20 protein-coding genes and 1 tRNA gene are annotated in these 19,124 nt (G+C 46.9%); 5 read left to right on the top strand and 16 right to left on the bottom strand.

Annotated features, from left to right (window positions below; translation table 11 throughout):
• The first annotated feature begins 14 nt into the window (after positions 1-14).
• Together coaD and FD975_RS09430 are read left to right on the top strand one after the other, a co-directional pair.
• Positions 15-509, top strand: a complete 495-nt coding sequence (coaD, locus tag FD975_RS09435; protein WP_215302133.1) for a pantetheine-phosphate adenylyltransferase — start codon at positions 15-17, stop codon at positions 507-509.
• 17 nt (positions 510-526) lie between these two features.
• Positions 527-793 carry a YfhL family 4Fe-4S dicluster ferredoxin gene (locus FD975_RS09430; protein WP_215302132.1) on the top strand — a complete coding sequence of 89 codons (267 nt, stop codon included), beginning with the start codon at positions 527-529 and terminating at the stop codon, positions 791-793.
• A 27-nt stretch (positions 794-820) separates the two neighbouring features.
• Here FD975_RS09430 and pth read toward each other — a convergent pair whose 3' ends face one another.
• From pth to FD975_RS09400, 6 genes are all read right to left on the bottom strand, one after another.
• Positions 821-1,417 (bottom strand): aminoacyl-tRNA hydrolase, encoded by a 597-nt coding sequence (pth, locus tag FD975_RS09425; RefSeq protein ID WP_215302131.1) that lies wholly within the window; start codon positions 1,415-1,417, stop codon positions 821-823.
• Between the two features lie 90 nt (positions 1,418-1,507).
• A complete protein-coding gene (locus tag FD975_RS09420) occupies positions 1,508-2,146 on the bottom strand; it encodes a 50S ribosomal protein L25/general stress protein Ctc (protein ID WP_215302130.1) in 639 nt (212 codons plus the stop codon).
• Between the two features lie 136 nt (positions 2,147-2,282).
• On the bottom strand, positions 2,283-3,251 hold the full coding sequence (locus FD975_RS09415) for a ribose-phosphate pyrophosphokinase (protein ID WP_371743377.1): 969 nt from the start codon (positions 3,249-3,251) through the stop codon (positions 2,283-2,285).
• A gap of 61 nt (positions 3,252-3,312) precedes the next feature.
• A tRNA-Gln gene (locus tag FD975_RS09410) sits at positions 3,313-3,389 on the bottom strand.
• A 5-nt stretch (positions 3,390-3,394) separates the two neighbouring features.
• The gene (gene ispE / locus FD975_RS09405) at positions 3,395-4,267 is read right to left on the bottom strand and encodes a 4-(cytidine 5'-diphospho)-2-C-methyl-D-erythritol kinase (RefSeq protein ID WP_215302129.1); all 873 of its coding nucleotides are present in this window, start codon (positions 4,265-4,267) and stop codon (positions 3,395-3,397) included.
• A gap of 10 nt (positions 4,268-4,277) precedes the next feature.
• On the bottom strand, positions 4,278-5,765 hold the full coding sequence (locus FD975_RS09400; protein WP_215302128.1) for a lipoprotein insertase outer membrane protein LolB: 1,488 nt from the start codon (positions 5,763-5,765) through the stop codon (positions 4,278-4,280).
• 35 nt (positions 5,766-5,800) lie between these two features.
• Here FD975_RS09400 and mutM point away from each other — a divergent pair, with 35 nt between their 5' ends.
• Together mutM and mutY are read left to right on the top strand one after the other, a co-directional pair.
• On the top strand, positions 5,801-6,637 hold the full coding sequence (gene mutM, locus FD975_RS09395) for a bifunctional DNA-formamidopyrimidine glycosylase/DNA-(apurinic or apyrimidinic site) lyase (RefSeq protein WP_215302127.1): 837 nt from the start codon (positions 5,801-5,803) through the stop codon (positions 6,635-6,637).
• Positions 6,622-7,782: an A/G-specific adenine glycosylase gene (gene mutY, locus FD975_RS09390; protein WP_215302126.1), complete on the top strand. Its 1,161-nt coding sequence runs from the start codon at positions 6,622-6,624 to the stop codon at positions 7,780-7,782. The genes mutM and mutY overlap by 16 nt, the downstream gene beginning before the upstream one ends.
• Here mutY and rapZ read toward each other — a convergent pair.
• From rapZ to FD975_RS09345, 9 genes are all read right to left on the bottom strand, one after another.
• Positions 7,727-8,617, bottom strand: a complete 891-nt coding sequence (rapZ, locus tag FD975_RS09385; protein WP_215302125.1) for an RNase adapter RapZ — start codon at positions 8,615-8,617, stop codon at positions 7,727-7,729. The genes mutY and rapZ overlap by 56 nt on opposite strands.
• A gap of 1 nt (position 8,618) precedes the next feature.
• The gene (gene hprK / locus FD975_RS09380) at positions 8,619-9,608 is read right to left on the bottom strand and encodes an HPr(Ser) kinase/phosphatase (RefSeq protein WP_215302124.1); all 990 of its coding nucleotides are present in this window, start codon (positions 9,606-9,608) and stop codon (positions 8,619-8,621) included.
• The gene (locus FD975_RS09375; protein WP_215302123.1) at positions 9,605-10,063 is read right to left on the bottom strand and encodes a PTS sugar transporter subunit IIA; all 459 of its coding nucleotides are present in this window, start codon (positions 10,061-10,063) and stop codon (positions 9,605-9,607) included. Before FD975_RS09375 ends, hprK begins: the two co-directional genes overlap by 4 nt.
• Positions 10,064-10,096: 33 nt before the next feature.
• On the bottom strand, positions 10,097-10,420 hold the full coding sequence (gene hpf, locus FD975_RS09370; RefSeq protein WP_215302122.1) for a ribosome hibernation-promoting factor, HPF/YfiA family: 324 nt from the start codon (positions 10,418-10,420) through the stop codon (positions 10,097-10,099).
• 191 nt (positions 10,421-10,611) lie between these two features.
• Entirely contained in the window at positions 10,612-11,379 is a 768-nt protein-coding gene (gene lptB / locus FD975_RS09365) for an LPS export ABC transporter ATP-binding protein (RefSeq protein WP_215302121.1), read from the bottom strand.
• A complete protein-coding gene (lptA, locus tag FD975_RS09360; RefSeq protein ID WP_215302120.1) occupies positions 11,376-11,933 on the bottom strand; it encodes a lipopolysaccharide transport periplasmic protein LptA in 558 nt (185 codons plus the stop codon). The genes lptB and lptA overlap by 4 nt, the downstream gene beginning before the upstream one ends.
• Positions 11,930-12,574 (bottom strand): LPS export ABC transporter periplasmic protein LptC, encoded by a 645-nt coding sequence (gene lptC / locus FD975_RS09355; protein WP_215302119.1) that lies wholly within the window; start codon positions 12,572-12,574, stop codon positions 11,930-11,932. The genes lptA and lptC overlap by 4 nt, the downstream gene beginning before the upstream one ends.
• Before the next feature lie 11 nt (positions 12,575-12,585).
• Entirely contained in the window at positions 12,586-13,158 is a 573-nt protein-coding gene (locus FD975_RS09350) for an HAD family hydrolase (protein WP_215302118.1), read from the bottom strand.
• 36 nt (positions 13,159-13,194) lie between these two features.
• Complete coding sequence (locus FD975_RS09345; protein WP_215302117.1) at positions 13,195-14,187, bottom strand: SIS domain-containing protein; 993 nt, start codon at positions 14,185-14,187, stop codon at positions 13,195-13,197.
• Positions 14,188-14,198: 11 nt separating this feature from the next.
• On the opposite strand from FD975_RS09345, the gene FD975_RS09340 reads away from it, so the two are divergent.
• On the top strand, positions 14,199-16,178 hold the full coding sequence (locus FD975_RS09340) for a monovalent cation:proton antiporter family protein (protein ID WP_215302116.1): 1,980 nt from the start codon (positions 14,199-14,201) through the stop codon (positions 16,176-16,178).
• A gap of 28 nt (positions 16,179-16,206) precedes the next feature.
• Here the strand turns inward: FD975_RS09340 and uvrA are convergent, their stop codons facing one another.
• Positions 16,207-19,095, bottom strand: coding sequence for an excinuclease ABC subunit UvrA (gene uvrA / locus FD975_RS09335; RefSeq protein ID WP_215302115.1), 2,889 nt, complete (start codon positions 19,093-19,095; stop codon positions 16,207-16,209).
• Positions 19,096-19,124 lie beyond the last annotated feature (29 nt).

Raw genomic sequence — 19,124 nt, 5'->3', positions numbered from 1 at the left:
GCCTGAGGAGCGTTATGACTGTTGCTGTATACCCTGGAACATTTGATCCTTTAACTCGTGGCCACGAGGACTTAGTGCGCCGTGCTTCCAGTATTTTTGGGGAATTGATTGTTGGTGTTGCTGATAGCCGTAGCAAACGCCCCTTCTTCACTTTGGATGAGCGTATTGAGATTGCTAAAGAGGTTCTAGGCCATTATTCCAATGTGAAGATTGTAGGCTTCACAGGCCTATTAAAAGATTTTGCCCGCGAACATAATGCGAGAGTGATTGTGCGTGGCTTGCGTGCCGTTTCTGATTTTGAATATGAGTTTCAGATGGCGGGCATGAACCGTTATTTATTGCCTGATGTTGAGACGCTATTCCTAACGCCTTCAGACCAATACCAATTTATTTCGGGAACATTTGTTCGTGAAATTGCTTCGATGGGTGGTGATGTGAGTAAGTTTGTATTCCCATCTGTAGAAAAGTGGTTAGTTAAAAAGATTGAAGCCAACAAGGGCAAAGAGTAAGGCGCAAGGAAAACAAGATGGCTCTCATGATCACGGACGAATGCATCAATTGCGATGTATGTGAGCCTGAATGTCCGAATGATGCAATCTACATGGGTCTAGAGATCTATGAGATTGATCCCAATAAATGTACTGAGTGTGTGGGTCATTACGATGCGCCTCAGTGTCAGCAGGTTTGTCCAGTTGACTGCATTCCACTGAACCCCGCGTTTCCAGAAAACCAAACGCAATTAATGGTGAAGTATCAAGCCTTAACTGCGGCCAAGAAAGCTCTCGCTAAGTAGTTTTTATAGTTTGAGCACCTTATCGAGCTAGTTTGATTTGGAATGCAACTCCAGCATTGCTGCCTGAGTATCGCCCCTCATAAATAAATCCAGAATCTGTAAACCATCTTCGATACTCGCATCAATCTGCTTTTGCTCAAGCTGCAAAGGCCTTCTCAACACATAGTCCGCCACATCCATCACTCGCGCACCTTCTGCGGCGAGGTCGCGTGGATGCCCGATACCCAATCGCAAGCGCCAGTACTCAGGCGTTCCTAGGTGAGCCTGGATATCTTTTAGACCATTGTGCCCACCGGTGCCACCGCCAAGCTTGATGCGTGCAGTACCGGGCTTGAGATCAAGCTCATCCTGCACTACCAGCACATCCTTGGGTGTAATTTTGTGGAAGCGGCATAGTGCTCCGACAGACTGGCCACTGAGATTCATATAAGTGCTGGGTTTGAGCAAGAAGAGATCTTCATCCCCCCATTTCGCTTTAGCAACTTTGCCATGAAAGCGTTTTTCAGTTTCAAAGCGGGTACTCAATTGTTTAGCAAGGGCGTCAACAAACCAGAAGCCAGCATTGTGCCGATCTTCTATGTGTTCTTCGCCTGGATTGCCAAGGCCAATAATTAATTTAGTCATGATGAGTGCTTAAGGATAAAAGCATTTCTGCAAAAAAGAAAACCCGCTTGTCAGCGGGCTTCCTCTGTCGCAAAGATAAGGCTTAAATAATTAAGCTTTGTCCTTTGGTGCTTCAGCAGCAGGAGCCGCAGCAGCTGCAGGAGCAGCTTCAGTATCGGCAGATTTCACTGCTGGGATACGTGCATTAGCTAATACTGGGTTTTCTTGCTCAACATGCAATACCAAGGTAACGCCTTTTGGCAATGCGATGTCTTTAGCATGGATACCATGACCAACTTCAATCTTGTTCAGGTCCACTTCAATGAATTCTGGCAAGTCTGCTGGTAAGCAAGACACTTCCAATTCAGTTGCGATGTGGCTGATTACAGCGCCTTGCAATTTCACTGCAGCTGAGGTGTCAGCGTTGATGAAGTGCAATGGAACGCGCATGTGAACTTTTTCAGTCGCAGAAACGCGCTGGAAGTCGATGTGCAGAACCAAAGGCTTAAATGGATGCATCTGGTAATCGCGCAACAACACTTTTTGTGCTTTGCCGCCGATTTCGAGATCAAGGATGGATGAGTGGAATGCTTCCTTGCGGAGAGCATGGAACAGTGCGTTGTGATCCAACTCAATTACAGTTGCGGCGTCTTTACCGCCGTAGATGATGCCCGGAGTTTTACCGGAGTTGCGCAGACGGCGGCTCGCACCCGTTCCCTGTACGCTTCTTTCAAAGGCTACTACTTTCATATTGAATTCCTAAATTAAGGTTAATTTCCGTTCGCGACCAAACAGAAAAGCCTTTGATTATATCGTGGGAATGGTGATTTTTGCCTATAAAAGACCCAAAACTGCCAAAAACAGAGGTAGAAACGCTATTTTTGCCTTATTCAGCGAACATCGACATCACTGAATCACCCTTGCTAATACGGGAAAGGGTCTCAGCAAGTATGGGGGCAACGCTCAATTGACGAATTTTGGAGATTTTCATTGCTTCCGGTGTCAATGGAATAGTGTCGGTAACGACTAATTCGTCTAATTCTGAAGCAGCAATGCGAGCTACAGCACCACCAGAAAGCACGGCATGAGTACAGTAGGCAGTAACACCCTTAGCACCACGCTCTTTAAGAGCCTCAGCGGCTTTACAGAGCGTTCCGCCAGTATCAATGATGTCATCCATGATGACGCAGTGACGGCCTTCTACTTCGCCGATTAAGTGCATTACTTCTGATACGTTTGCTTTAGGGCGGCGTTTATCAATAATCGCTAAATCTGTGCCCAATTGCTTTGCCATTGCGCGGGCGCGAACAACGCCGCCGATATCTGGCGAAACAATGATGAGATCTTTTTTGGTCTTTTGAGCCTCTAAATCGGCCAAAAGGACTGGGGATGCGTAGATGTTATCTACTGGGATATCAAAGAAACCTTGGATTTGGTCTGCATGGAGATCCATGGTTAAAACACGTTCAATGCCAGCAACAGACTGGAGCATGTTTGCCACGATCCTGGCGGAGATAGCAACCCGTGCTGAGCGAGGGCGGCGGTCTTGTCTAGCGTAACCGAAGTAAGGAATCACTGCGGTTATACGGCTTGCTGATGCTCGTTTTAGGGCATCAATCATGATCATCAACTCCATCAAACTATCGTTTGTTGGGGCACAGGTTGACTGGATAACGACCACGTTCTTACCACGAACGTTTTCTTGAATTTCTACCTGAATTTCACCATCAGAGAACCGACCAACGAATGCTTTTCCCATTGGGAGATTGAGCTCTTTGGCTACCGCATTGGCCAAAACCGGATTTGCATTGCCTGTGAAAAGAGTCAGTAAATCAGCGTTGATTGGGGCGGACATAGGTAATTTTGGAATTTGGGTAGGTGTCGAATGGATGTCTTTTGGTCGTATCTACAGTAGTTGGCAGGGGAAGAAGGATTCGAACCTTCGCATGCTGGAATCAAAATCCAGTGCCTTAACCAGCTTGGCGATTCCCCTACAGGTCAATCTGAAGAAATCAAATTGTAAGCGGGATTTTTATTTAGCCCCTGAACAATTCGACCTATCCATCCCTTTGGAAGATTTTGCAGAAGAATTTCCAGATTTGCGGTGTCCGTCTTAGGGTCTAAGGCGGCAAAAACGCTACTTCCGGAGCCGGACATGCAAGGCGCCGAGTTTGGCACTGCCTTGTAAATCCAATCTAATGCTTGCTTCACTTCAGGACATTTCTGCACCGCTACTGCCTGACAATCATTCGACTGATATGACCTTGGCGATGCAAGAAAGCCATCTATTGTAATCGGAGCGTGATCTCGGGTCAATTGAGGGTCTTGAAAAATCTGAGCAGTAGCGACCCCCTTGTTGGGGAAGATCACCAAAAAGTCTTGGGTTTCCAAGGAAATGGCCTGTAATTTCTCCCCAATCCCCTCAACAAAAGCATTTTGGCCAAAGATGAAAAATGGCACGTCAGCGCCAAGTTTTAGGCCAAGTTGGCAAAGAGTAGCGATATCGAGATGAAGATCCCAAAGGGTATTTAATCCGATCAGGGTGGATGCTGCATCAGAGGATCCGCCACCAAGGCCAGCACCCATTGGAATATTTTTCGTGAGACTGATTTCAACTCCCTGATCAGTCCCGCAGTGCTCCTTGAGGAGTTGGGCTGCACGAACTACCAAGTCTTGCTCAGGAGGAACTCCAGGAATGGGATTGATGCGGCAAACTTTGTTTTCCGGAATGCGCTTCAAGGTCAGGGCATCGCACCAATCAATCAGTTGAAAAACGGATTGCAGTAGGTGGTAGCCATCATCACGGCGCCCAACAATATGCAAAAAGAGATTGAGCTTTGCGGGGCAAGCTAGTTCTAGCGCATTACTCATGATTTATGCTTTACTCGTTCGGAGTATCAAATACCAAGCGGATATCAATCGATCCGATATTCGAGCTGCGAGTCATCGTCAGTTTTTCTAAGCGCTGAGCATCATTCCAGTTGTAATTTAAGGTCCAGCCGTCTTGTGTAATTTTGCTGACTTGCCCCTCTGCATTTCGCTCCACACTGGCATTGCTACCAGGGCGGGTTTGTCCACGTAACCAGTCAGATAAACCGCGGGCTGGAAGTGGAAGACCTAATGCATTTTGAATAAGAGTATCAGCATCAATTGCTGTAGTGAGTTGACCGTCGCGCTCCAGAATCGCCTCACCAGGTTTAATCGTAATTTTGGCAATGGAGCCGCCCACTGGATTACGAATTTCTAAAACGTCAGTAAGCGCATCTTGAGTCAAGGTAAATCCACCTGATCCACCTTGATTTTTACTTTCAGTAAGGCCGGTGACTTTCACGGCAAAACGCCCGTCCCATGAGCCTTTTAGGGCGGTATCAGCCACAGACCAATCGGGCTTCAAGCGCTTCAAAGTTTCCTTAAGGGTAGGGTTGTTAGCATCCAATTGCTGCCCTTTGCGCCACATATCTTCCGCTTCGATTGGGCGATTCATAACCCACAACACTTCACCGATATGTGCCGCAATATCTGCCTCAGGCTTCATGTTGAATGCTTGTTGAAGTTGTTCGAGCGCAAGAGTATTTTTGCCCATGCGAAAGTTCACCCAACCAAGACTATCCAAAATAAAACCGTCTTTAGGTGAGAGCTGATTTGCTTTACTAATGAGCTTGAGCGCTTCGGGTAATTTTTGGTTTCGATCGGCTAGAGAGTATCCAAGTGCATTGAGACTATTGACGTCATTTGGATTCTTGCGCAAGATTTCTCGCAAAGTTCTTTCCATCACATCCATGTGCCCAGATTTTTCAGCAGACATGGCATAGGTATAGAGCAGCCCAGGATCTTTTGGCTCTGGCTTTAATGATGAGACGATTTCATAAAAAGCTCTTAAGGCCTCTGATTCATTGTTTGCCTTAGCGAGTAGTGACTGAATCTGTAGCAAAGTTTTTTCACGCTGCGCCGGAGTTTGCTGATTTAGAAGGGAGATGGCGGGTTTGACTGCATCTGACCAGCGTTGATTCAAGATTAAGAGTGTGACGAGCACTTCTTTGGGTTTGGTTTGCTTGGGCCCTGCCAAACTATCCCAGGTTTGAGCTGCTTGCAGCGCTAAATCAGGCGCACCGGCAGTAATGGCTATCTCCATAGCCCTTTGGGCTAAACGGGGGTCATCGAGTTGGCGAGCGAGTTCTAAATAGGTTGTGTATGCCAGACCAGCTTCGCCGCGTTGCAGGGCAATTTCGGAGGCCAAGACTTCAAATACAGCTTGACCGCTATCCAGGCTACTGTTTTGGGCGATAGCATAGCCGGAAGAAAGGCCTAGGCCAAGTCCGCCTGCGAGCAATAAGACCCTTAAAGAAGGCTTTAATGAAAATTTGGTCATGAGCACATTCTAATCCGCGAATCTACAATCCATTTATGCCTGAACTCCCAGAAGTTGAAGTTACCCGCTTGGGTATTGCTCCCCATTTAGAGGGGCGTAGGGTGAGCGCGGTCAAAATTATTGATGGTCGACTGCGTTGGCCGGTGCCGAGCAATTTAAATGCACTACTTTCTGGCCAGAAAGTCTATGGAATAGAACGCAGAGGCAAATACCTCTTAATGGAGTTTGAGGCAGGGTATTTATTGCTGCACTTAGGCATGACAGGTACATTGCGCGTGCTGCCCAGCAGCGACACCCTGAAACCGCATGATCGCGTGACATTCGAGTTTGGCAAGCTCAGTTTACGTCTGCATGACCCCCGAAAGTTTGGCGCCGTTTTGTGGCACCCGAAATCTAAAGGGTCGATTGAGAAAAACCCACTCTTGCAAAAACTCGGGGTTGAGCCATTTTCAGCAGAGTTTGAAGGTGATCTCGGCACAGATGTCTTATATCAATGCTCACGCAAGCGCAGTGTTGCCGTGAAGCAGTTTTTATTAGCAGGACAGGCGGTAGTAGGTGTCGGCAATATCTATTGCTCGGAAAGTTTATTTGAGGCTGGCATCCATCCAGCAAAGGCTGCTGGAAAGCTAACGCGTCCACAATGTTCGAGACTGGCTAATGCAGTGAGATTGATTTTGAAAAAAGCGATTGCTGCAGGTGGCAGTTCTTTGAAAGACTTTGTGAATAGCGAGGGCGACCCAGGTCACTTCATGGTGCAAACTAAAGTCTATGATCGCAAAGATCAGTCCTGCAAGGTATGTAAGACGCCGATTAAACAAATAGTGCAGGGTCAACGCTCCACTTATTTTTGCCCTCAATGTCAGAAGCGTTGATTAAGCATTTCGCTACCAAGCTCATTTCTTGGCATGGTAAAGACGGACGTCAAGGCTTGCCATGGCAAAGTATTCGAGATCCATACGCAGTATGGGTATCTGAAATCATGCTGCAACAAACTCAAGTGGCTACTGTTCTGGAGCGCTATCCGCGTTTCATGAAACGTTTTCCGAGTGTTAAGAGATTGGCTGCTGCACCGGTAGATGATGTTTTAGCCGAATGGGCAGGACTTGGTTATTACACGCGTGCTCGCAATCTTCACGCTTGTGCCAAACAAGTGATGCTGGAATTTGGAGGAAAGTTTCCAGAGGATCCGGTGTTGCTTGAACAACTTAAGGGCATTGGTAGATCTACAGCAGGTGCTATAGCCGCTTTTGCATTTCATGAGCGAGCACCCATTCTTGATGCAAACGTCAAGCGAATTTTGGCAAGACTATTTGGTGTAGATGGCGCTATCCAAGAAAAGGCAGTGAATGAAGAGTTATGGTCACTAGCCAAAACACTCCTTCCTAAAAATTCTTCGGATATGCCGGTATACACACAGGCTCTGATGGATTTTGGGGCAACGTGGTGTACTTCTCGTAAGCCGGTGTGTTTGAGTGGCGAGAGAAAATGCCCATTTGAAAAAGAATGCCAAGCCAATCTCAGCGATCAGGTTTTGTTATTGCCTCGCAAGGTAATCAAAGCAAAATCCCCTGAATTTAATTGCGATATGTTGCTACTGAGACATGGTGATTCAGTCTTACTGCAAAGGCGCCCGGACAAAGCTATCTGGGGTGGGTTGTGGTCGTTACCAGAATCTGCGTGGAGGGCTAAGGAAAAAAATTCTAAACATTCAGCAAGCAATTCAGCTACTTTTACTGCTAAAGAGTTGTTTCAGCTGGTGTTGCCAGATGAAAAGACTGTCAGTGTTTTAAAGAGCTTTCAATCCATCGGGCAAGGAGTAGAGATTAAACATATCTTTACCCATCGACGTTTGTGGATGCAAATCTGGCATGTGACATCAAGCGATGCCCTGAAATTCTCTAGTGATAATTTGAAGTGGGTGCCATTACGTCAGCTTGGAAAATACGGTCTACCTCAACCAATCAAATTGCTACTGCAGGGATTGAGTCTAACTCGCGGTGACGGCTTAAGAAATTAATCTGCAGTGATGACAAATCTTTTTGCGGCAGAAAATGCGCAGCAATCCGAGTGACCAAGTAGACAGAGCGATGTTGTCCACCGGTACAGCCGATAGCAACAGTCAAATAACTACGACCATCTGCAATGTAGTGGGGCAACCATTTTTCAATAAATTGAATAATGTCATTCTCCATGCTCACGACTTCAGGAATTTTTTCCAAGAATTCACGCACAGGCTGATCTTTTCCGGACAGTGGTCTTAAGGCTTTGTCATAGTGCGGATTTGGTAGGCAACGAACATCAAATACAAGATCTGCTTCACTAGGTAAACCTTTTTTAAATCCAAAAGATTCAAAAATCACAGTAAGCCCTTGAGGCTTATCTTTCAGAAGATCCTGTATCCAAGAGCGTAGGGCATGGGCGGGTAAGTTGCTGGTATCAATGCTATGCGCTTGGGTGCGAAGGGGTTCTAGTAGGTTACGCTCTGTATCAATCGCCTCTATCAGGGTAGCCGCCTGACTCTCTTGAGTTTTACCAGAGAGGGGATGACGTCTTCGGGTCTCAGAAAAACGCTGAATGAGTGTATTGGTAACTGCATTCAAGAAAACAACTCGCACATCATGGCTGCGTCGTAAGTTTTCTAAGATCTGGGGTAGCTCTGCGATTGACTGGCCGCGACGGGCATCAATGGCTACTGCAACGCGTTCACTCTTCTCACTCTCTAGAGTGGTGATGAGATTTTCTAAGAGGGTGACTGGAAGGTTATCTACACAGTCATAACCTGCATCTTCAAAGACTCTCAGCGCAACGGATTTACCTGAGCCGGAAATACCGGTAATCAGATTGATTTGCATATTAAATGAGTCGACCCTGTGACTTAGTAGATTCAGCCTCTGCATTCATTTGCAAACGCTGACGCTCCATAAATTCTTTTAAGGTATCAATGCCCCGCAGTTGCAGAATAGTATTGCGGACTGCCGCCTCTACTAGTACAGCCAAGTTACGCCCTGCAGCCACTTGAATTTTGACGGTCCTTATTGGAATGCCCAGCACATCAATATGCTGCGCTTCCAGTGGAAGGCGCTCAAATTCACCATCGTTACGACGAACGAGTTGAACTATCAAACGTAATTTTAATTTACGACGCACGGCCGTTTCACCAAAAATAGTGCGGATATCCAATAAGCCTAGTCCACGTACCTCTAGGAGGTTGCGCAGAATCACGGGGCAGCGACCCTCGATGTAGTCTGGTCCGAGACGCGCGAAGTCCACTGCATCATCAGCCACTAAACCGTGGCCGCGAGAAATCAGCTCTAAGCCTAATTCGCTTTTTCCCAAGCCAGATTCGCCCATGATTAAAACACCTAAGCCTAAGATATCCATGAACACGCCATGCATCGTAATTTGGGGCGCACCAATCTTTGTGAGGTAGGTGCGTAGGTGGTCAATTACCTCGGCAGCAGAAATAGTTGTTGTAAAGAGTGGGGTAGAGGATCTTTGGCAGAAAAGTTGTAGATCGGCATCAGCTGTTTTCCCATCAGCAACAATCACACAAGGTGGTGTTTTTGAAATTAAGCTGGAGATCTGATCTTGCCTTTGTTTTTGTTCGAGCTGAGCATGGTAATCAACCTCTTGCTCACCAAAAATCTGAATACGGCTTGGGTGTATGAGATTTAAGTGACCTACTAAGTCAGAGCTAGCTGCGGCAGCCTTGACAGCCTCCGCAGGAAATGTACGGTCTGCCCCTTCTAGGCCACCGATCCAGGAGAGCTTTAAGTCAGAGACGTTGTCATCAAAGATCTGTTGGGCTGTAACTCCTTCAAGGAGTAAGGGTTGGGTTGTCAAGCGGAGCCCCAAGTCTGTAATAGCTGGCACACCTTTTCTGGGCTGTCTTCAGTGGCAAGCGATTTTCTGGCATCTGGGTCAGAGAGCAGTTGTGCAATGGAAGACAGAATTTCTAAATGCTGCTGAGTCGCTTTTTCGGGGACGAGCAAAAAAATCAAAATAGAGACAGCCTCACCATCGGGTGCGGCAAACTCAATCGGCTCCTTTAATTTGACGAACGCAGCAATCGGACTCTTCAGCCCTTTTACACGGCCGTGGGGGATAGCAACGCCGGCACCCAAGGCAGTAGAACCTAAGTCCTCGCGAGCATTTAAGAAGCCAACGATTGCTTCAGATTCAAGACCTGCCTGTTTTGCAAATAGCTGTCCTACAGCCGCAAATGCCTCAGCCCGATTTTTAGAGGGGCTATTTAAGGCAATGCGGTCTAAAGCGAAAAGATCGGTCAGGGCATTCATGTCAATTGATTATAGGTGTCCTGAAGCGGGACATCACTCAAAATGCTTTTCATGGTGATGGTCTTGAATCTTTTCTTTGTGCTTCACAACTTGACGCTCTAGTTTATCGACCACCGCATCCATAGCGTGGTACAGATCAGCGTTATGCGCTTCAGCATAAAGATCTTTGCCTTTAAGGTGAATTGTGATCTCGGCTGCTTGACGAAGATTTTTTTCTTTGGCGTTATCGACAATCAAAAATGCTGAGGCATCTAGGACGTGATCAAAGTGCTTGCGAATTTTAGCTAACCCAGCTTCAAGGTGGGAACGCATGGCTGGAGTAACTTCAACATGACGACTATTAATTTTCAGATTCATCAGCAGCTCCTATTCATAGCAAAACAAATGCATGCGCAAATAATTACCCAGGGTGCGCAGCAAGCCCCTGTAATGATGTACTTGATTATTTGGAAATGAACTTCATGAACCTCCAGCGTATCAGCGATTTTGCTGAAAACCAAGGGGGCAGATCATGTTTATTTAATAAATATTTAAAAAAACCGAAATAGCTACATGCGGAAATTTTCGCCTAGATACACTCTTCTGACGGCGTCATTCTCAATGATTTGGTCTGGTTTGCCTTCTGCCAGCACGCTACCCTCACTGATGATGTAGGCATGATCGCAAATACCTAAGGTTTCGCGTACGTTATGGTCCGTTATCAACACACCAATTTGACGGTCTCTTAAGAAGCGCACAATCCGCTGGATCTCCCCAACTGCAATCGGATCAACGCCGGCAAATGGCTCATCCAGCAAAATGAATTTAGGCTGAGAGGCAAGCGCTCTTGCAATCTCAACACGACGACGCTCACCTCCAGACAAGGATAGTGCTGGGTTATCACGAAGATGGCTAATTTGAAGTTCGCCCAAGAGTTCATCTAGGCGATGCGCAATCTCAGACTTACTCAATGGTTTGCCGCCTTGCACCTGCAGCTCTAATACCGCTTGAATATTTTCGGCTACGTTCAGCTTTCTGAAAACAGAAGCTTCTTGAGGGAGGTATGACAGGCCCATACGAGCTCGTTCATGAATTGGGAGATGGGTTATGTCTGTGCCATCCAGAACAATACTTCCACCATCAAGTGGAACCAAGCCAACAATCATGTAGAAAGAGGTGGTTTTACCAGCACCATTAGGGCCCAAGAGTCCAACCACTTCGCCGCATTTAACCTCTACTGATACATCCCGAACTACTGTGCGAGATCCATAACGCTTTTGAAGATGCTGGGCGCTGAGGGTTGCTGGCTTTTGAATGCTGCTGGAATCCGTGGTCATCTCTCTAGTGTAGCTTTTCTTCTTGGTGAAAGGATGGCTTTAGCCAAAGGCAGATCTTCTGGTTTAGCATTTGGGGGTGGCGTGACTTGATAGCGCTGCAGGACATCGTCGTAATCGATTTTCCAGCCGTGTAATTGATCCAACATTTGCATATTGTGAAGACGCTTCAAGTTAGCATCACCAGTTAGGGTAAGTAATTCAGTTTTTGCATTGTAAGTAACTGTTTGACCGCGACCCTGCATAAACTCATTAGCCGGACCTTCGCGTCTTTGCCTGAAGCTGGCCGTTGATTCTGGATTGCCTTGAACATCAACGTACTCATAGCCTTCAGGATCAACTTTGATATTGCCTTTTTCGCCGGTAATTAAAATGCTGCCCTTGGTCAAGAGTACCTGACCATCAAGCTCATAGACTTGTTGCACATCATTCACAGAAACTTTTTCTGCTTCCAAAACTACCGGTTTATCTTGATCTGCTTTTTCAGCATGAGCAGGTGCGATAAAGCAAGCTGCTAACAATCCACAATGTATTGCTAGTTTGCGTAAGAAGCTCATGGCTGTGCTCCAGGTTGAACACGCTCGATGCGACCTCTTACTTGGCCAGACAGCACCATACTTTGTTCGATGTTGTTGAATGTGCCACCATCAGTTGAGCGCATGATGGAAACGCCTTGCTCAAGCGTAATGGGTTTATTGGTCTCAATAATGTCGTCATTGATGAGTACCTTGAAATACGAAGAGCGTGCAATCATGCGTGGTCTAGCTGGTTCGGTCGCGGTAGCAGCTTGTGGTGGACGAAAAATTTCAGCATTATTGATGAGATCTAGTATGGTGATGTCGCCATCTAAATGACCTGAGTCCGCTTTCACGGTAATCGGCGACTTTTCAGGGGGGAACAAGCGTATACGAGGTGTTTCAATATCAATTGAAGCATCATCGTCGTAGTGAATCACTTTCTTGCCCAGCACGCGATATTTGGTATTGCCAGCTTCGTTGAGCGCGGAAAGGGCGCCATTGGTAATAGTGTAGTCAGGCTCATGTAAGCGTACCCGTTCTAGTGCTGATTTTTCTACGGGAGCATTTTTCTTAACCAGCCAAAAAGTGACGAGAGTAAGTGTGCTCATCAAGATCAATGGCATTAGGCGCAATAGGCCACGCCAGATACTCAATTTAATTTGTTTGGCATTCAGTTCCATTGAGACAAACCTTAAGCGCGTGCCTGAGCAAGTAATTCGTCATAGCGATTTTGCGCTTTTAGAATCAAGTCGCAGACTTCACGTACTGCGCCATATCCACCAGATCTAGTGGTAATAAAGTGAGCAGTTTCTTTCACGGCATCATGCCCTTGTGCAGGACATACTTTTAAACCTGCAGACTTCATCATTTGAAAATCAGGCCAGTCATCACCCATCACGGCGCAATCAGACTGCTTTAGTCCAAGTGATTGCAAAATCTTTTCTAGGGCTACGGCTTTATTTTCAACACCCATGTGCACATGCTTGATACCGAGTTCATCACAGCGAGCCAAAACCATTTTGGAGCTACGCCCAGTAATGATGACTGTTGGAATACCAATTTTTTCTAAGAGCTTGATTCCCAAGCCATCTTGAATATCAAAAGCTTTCAGAGACTCCTTACCGTTTTCACCAAGAAATACCTGTCCATTGGTTAAGACCCCATCGACATCGAGTACGAGTAACTTGACTGCCCCAGCGCGCTCCCAGGCCTGTGGATACTGGCTCAGAGGATTGGTTTGGTGAGCATTAAAGGCGGTTGGCATGTAGGTGAGTGGATGAATGATTAAAAAGTAAAAAGCTTAAATAACCTTGGCGGCAAATAAATCATGGAGGTTGAGCGCTCCAAGTAATGCTCCATGAGGATCGGTTACAACTAAATGATTGATGCGATGTTTTTCCATCATCTCAATAGCTTCTTCTGCCAAAAGTTCGGGAGGAATTGTGCGGGGTGCTGAAGTAGTTGCTTTTTCTAAGGTGAGCCCATCCAAATTGGTGCTCTTCTCTAGTAGACGACGCAAGTCGCCGTCAGTAAAAATGCCAGCGACTTTATTTTGGTTATCTAAAGTGACCACCATGCCCATGCGTTTAGCGGTCATTTCCAGTAAAGCTTCTTGCAGGGAAGCGGAGATCGCAATCTTAGGAGTCTCATCAAAGTTGCGCATCACTTCGCTGACATGCATCAGTTGCTTGCGACCCAAGCGGCCGCCTGGGTGGGAACGTTGAAAATCTTCAGCCTGAAAGCCGCGAGCATCAAGTAAGGCAACAGCTAGGGCATCACCCATAGCGAGTGCTGCAGTTGTGCTGGTAGTTGGTGCCAAGTTAAGTGGACATGCTTCTTTTTCAACGCTGGTGTCTAAATGGGCATCAGCCAACTTTGCTAATGAAGAATTTGGTGCACCAGTTAGTGCAATGAGTTTTGCACCGGTGCGCTTGACGATTGGCACAATGGTGAGAAGCTCATCAGTCTCGCCGGAATTAGAGAGTGCAACAAAGACATCATCACGCGTAACCATTCCTAGGTCGCCATGACTGGCTTCGGCGGGATGTACAAAAAAAGCGGGGGAGCCGGTAGAGGCAAAGGTGGCAGCAATCTTTCGGGCGATATGACCTGATTTACCAATTCCAGAAACGACGATGCGGCCCTTGCAGGAATGCAGTAAATCCACTGCCAAAACGAGGGCATCGGCATTGGCGCCTTCAAGGCGATCACGCATAGTGTGCAGTGCAGCAGCCTCAATGGTGAGGGTGTCACGCGCAAGCTTTAGGGTTCGGTCACGAGTCTTAGCTATCATGGGGTGAGTATATGCCGTCAGTCCTTCAATTAACTCTCATCTTGTTGGCCTCCGGAGTGGCCGGGGTAGTTATTTTCCGCTATTTTGGGCTCCCCCCCATTTTGGGCTATCTTGCCATTGGCGTCCTAATTGGGCCGCATGCCCTGGGTTTGGCCAATGATTCCGCCACAGTTAAGTATTTGGCTGAATTTGGCGTGGTTTTCTTGATGTTTTCAATTGGCCTGGAATTTAACCTCCACAAGCTGCGGGCCATGCGAAGCATCGTATTTGGCTTGGGTGGCAGCCAGGTGCTTTTGACTATCTTGCTTGCAGTGCCGGCAAGCTTGATGATGAACTGGATTTACCCCATTTCCTGGCAGGCAGCCATTGCCCTGGGGGGTGCCCTGGCCATGTCCTCAACTGCTATCGTTACCAAGCTCATTGCCGATCGTTCAGAAATTGAGACTGAGCATGGGCGCAACATCATCGGTATTTTGCTATTTCAGGATTTAGCGGTGGTCTTCTTGCTTATTTTGATCCCCTCACTGGGTAAAAATCCTGGAGACTTATTTTTGGCCTTGACCGCAGCCTCCATCAAGATATCGGTGGCGCTGGTTCTGATTTTTGTGATTGGCCAAACTTTAATGAGTCGCTGGTTTAGTTTGGTTACCAAGCTGCGCTCGCAAGAGTTATTCATGCTCAACTTGCTGCTGATTGTTTTGGGTATGTCAGCACTTACAGAACATTTTGGTTTATCACTTGCGCTAGGGGCTTTCTTGGCGGGTATGTTGATTGCCGAGACACCCTACCGCCATCAGGTTGAGGAGGACGTGAAGCCTTTTAGGGATGTCCTCTTGGGTCTGTTCTTTATTACCATTGGCATGCTGTTGGACTTTAATGTCATTTACCAACAGTGGTTGCTAGTGCTGCTCTTACTGATTGGCCCTTTGATTTTCAAGTTTGGTTTGATTGCCTTACTGTCACGTGCTTTTGGTTCAAGCCCTGGTATCTCGATTCGGACAGGCTTGTGTTTAGCGCAGGCTGGCGAATTTGGCTTCGTTCTTTTAAATCAGATTGATGGCTTGGATTTAATCGATCCTGCTTTGAGTCAGGCTGTACTGGCTGCCATGTTGCTCTCGATGTTTGGCGCACCTTTCTTGATTGAATATAGCGATCGGATTGCGATGCGCTTCTCGAGTAATGAGTGGTTGTTGCAATCATTAGCGCTGACACGCGTCGCAGCAAAAAGTGTCCGAACTGAAAACCATGTTGTTATTTGCGGTTTTGGTCGTTCAGGACAAAGCTTGGCCCGCATGCTCGATCAAGAAAAAATTCCTTACATTGCCTTAGATATGGATCCAGATCGAGTTAAAGAAGCTGCTGCCGCTGGGGATAACGTGGTCTATGGTGATGCTAGTCGAGAAAATTATTTAGTAGCCGCGGGTTTGTCGAGAGCAAAGGCAGTAGTAATTACCTATGCAGATACCCCAGCAACCTTAAAAGTATTGCATCAGGTTGAGCGTTTGCGTCCAGGTATGACTGTACTGGTGCGCACTAAGGATGATGCTGATTTAGCTAAGTTACAAGCAGCTGGAGCAACTGAGGTGGTGCCTGAGTTAATCGAGGGTAGTCTCATGATGGCATCACACGTTTTATTAATGATGGGCGTACCTATGCGTAAGGTCGTACGTCGAATTACCAGTGCACGCGAAGCGCGTTACAGTCTTTTGCGCGGCTATTTCCGGGGGGTTGATGATGAAGTCGACACCAAGGAGTCATGGCGTTTGCACTCGGTAACTTTGTTGCCTGAGTCAGCGAGTATTGGCCAGACTCTTGAAGAGTTACACCTTGAAAACGAAGGCGTGAGCGTACAAGCTGTCAGGCGAAAAGTGGATGGCTCCGACTATGTCAAATTGGAGCTCACTCCAGACTTACGTTTGCAAGCTAACGATATCCTAGTGCTCTCAGGCAATTCAGAGGCGACTGATTTAGCCGAATCTAAATTGCTCTGAGTGTATTCAGTTACTTCCGATTTCTGAATTATTTCTTCTTTTTTCCCGGCGCTGGTTTGCGCACTAGTAGCGGTGCCAAGTAGTGACCGGTAAAGCTAGCCTCGTTCTTCGCAACTTCTTCAGGTGTACCGGTCGCAATAATTTGTCCACCACCAGCGCCACCTTTAGGGCCTAAGTCAATAATCCAGTCGGCAGTCTTGATGACATCTAAGTTGTGCTCAATGATGACGATCGTATTGCCTTGCTTTTTCAAAGTTTGAAGAACAGTCAGCAATAATTGAATGTCATGGAAATGCAAGCCCGTAGTTGGCTCATCCAAGATATAGAGTGTTCTTCCGGTATCGCGCTTAGAAAGTTCTAAGGAGAGTTTGACACGTTGTGCCTCACCACCAGATAAGGTTGTGGCACTTTGACCTAGCTTCACATAACCTAAACCTACATCGAGCAAGGTTTTGAGTTTGCGTTTAACAATAGGCACTGCTTCGAAGAATTCATGGGCTTGCTCGATGGTCATCGACAGTACTTCATGAATATTCTTGCCTTTGTAGCGAATGTCTAATGTCTCGCGGTTGTAGCGTTTGCCATGACAGACATCGCAAGGTACATAGACGTCTGGCAAGAAGTGCATTTCGACTTTAATAACGCCATCGCCTTCGCAGGCATCGCAACGACCACCTTTGACATTGAAAGAAAAACGTCCAGCTTCATATCCGCGCTCACGTGCGGCAGGTACACCACAGAAGAGCTCTCTAATCGGTGTAAATAATCCGGTGTAAGTAGCAGGGTTGGAGCGTGGCGTTCTGCCAATTGGAGATTGGTCGACGCTAATGACCTTGTCAAAGTTTTCTAAGCCCTTAATCGCATCATGTGCTGCAGGTTCAGCATTCGATCCATAAATATGCTGTGCAACTGCATGGTGCAGTGTGTCGTTAATCAGCGTCGACTTGCCAGAGCCAGAGACACCGGTGACACAGGTTAATAGGCCGACTGGAATCTTGGCATGAACGGATTGCAAATTGTTGCCACGTGCACCGATGATTTCTAAGAACTTGTCATTTACTGGAATGCGTTTTTCTGGAACTGCAATCCACTCGCGACCAGATAGGTAGGCGCCTGTTAAAGACTTCAGATTGGCCTCTACCTCTGCAGGAGTACCTTCGGCTACTACTTCACCACCATGCACGCCAGCGCCAGGACCAATATCAATGACATAGTCAGAAGCGCGAATCATGTCTTCATCATGCTCAACTACTAGAACGCTATTGCCCAGATCACGCAAATGCTTGAGTGTTCCGATGAGTCTATCGTTATCACGTTGATGCAAACCAATCGAAGGCTCATCTAGTACATACATGACGCCAGTTAGGCCGGAGCCAATCTGTGATGCCAGGCGAATACGCTGCGCTTCTCCACCAGAGAGCGTATCTGCGCTACGTTCTAGTGAGAGGTAATCTAAACCCACATCATTGAGGAAGCGCAGACGTGAGCCAATCTCTTTAACAATTTTGTCGGCGATTTCCCGTTTAGCTCCTTTGAGCTCTAATGACTCAAAATATTCTTTCGCTTCTTTTAAAGGTAGGGCGCTGATTTCATAAATGGCGCGAGACTGCTTGCCGTCACCTACTTTGACAAAGCGAGCTTCTTTGCGTAAACGACTACCGTTGCATGATGGACAGGTTTGTACATTTTGGTAGCGTGATAATTCTTCCCGAACTGTTGCTGAGTCAGTCTCACGATAGCGACGCTCAAAGTTAGCAACAATGCCTTCAAAGGCATGCTCGCGAATACTGTTTTTGCCACGCTCATTGATGTACTCAAATGGAATAGTGACATCACCCGAGCCCAGCAAAATGAGATCTTGCTGTTTCTTATTTAAAGTTTCAAAGGGTTTTTCGACATCAAAGCCGCCATGCTTTGCAAGTGTCTGTAAGAGCTTGAAGTAAAACTGATTGCGACGATCCCAGCCTTTGATAGCGCCAGATGCAAGTGATAAATCAGGGTGCGCAACAATGCGTTTAGGATCAAAAAAAGACTGATGGCCTAGGCCATCGCAAGATGGGCAAGCACCCATTGGGTTATTAAATGAGAAGAGCCGTGGCTCTAACTCTTGCAATGAATACGAGCAGATGGGGCAAGCAAACTTACTGGAGAAAATCATTTCCTTGCCGGTGTCCATATTGACAATCATGGCTTTGCCGTCAGCAAGACGTAGAGCTGTCTCGAAGGATTCCGCTACACGTTGCTGAATATCAGGACGCACTTTGATGCGATCTACCACTACTTCAATGGAGTGCTTATCGTTCTTCTTTAGTGTCGGCAATTGATCCACTTCAAAGATCTCTGCTTTGGCAGTATTGGTTGTGCCGCCACCAGAGCGCACACGAAAGCGAACAAAGCCTTGGGCTTGGAGATCTTGGAATAAGTCAATGAATTCGCCTTTACGCTCACTAACTACCGGAGCCAGAATCATGAGCTTGGTATCTTCAGGCATTGCTAAAACCGTATCCACCATTTGAGAGACACTTTGCGCCTCCAATGGCAGATCGTGGTCTGGGCAATGCGGGGTACCGGCGCGGGCAAAGAGTAAGCGCAAGTAATCATGAATTTCTGTCACTGTACCCACGGTTGAGCGCGGATTATGGCTAGTGGCTTTTTGCTCAATTGAGATTGCCGGGGAGAGACCTTCTATCGTATCGACATCAGGCTTTTCCATTAACTGCAAGAACTGGCGTGCGTAAGCCGATAAGGACTCTACATAGCGACGCTGGCCTTCGGCATATAGGGTGTCAAAAGCCAATGAGCTTTTGCCTGAGCCAGACAGGCCAGTCAAAACGACCAGTTTCTCTCTAGGGATATCTAGATTGATGTTTTTGAGGTTGTGCGTGCGTGCACCGCGGATCTTAATTTCGTTATTCATGATTTTTTAGCGTAACTTGTTAATATAGC

Source organism: Polynucleobacter sp. AP-Jannik-300A-C4 (assembly GCF_018688335.1).
In the GTDB taxonomy this organism is placed as follows: Bacteria; Pseudomonadota; Gammaproteobacteria; order Burkholderiales; family Burkholderiaceae; genus Polynucleobacter.
The sequence above is the reverse complement of the archived record's forward strand: the minus strand, read 5'-3'. Positions and strand labels throughout refer to the sequence as shown.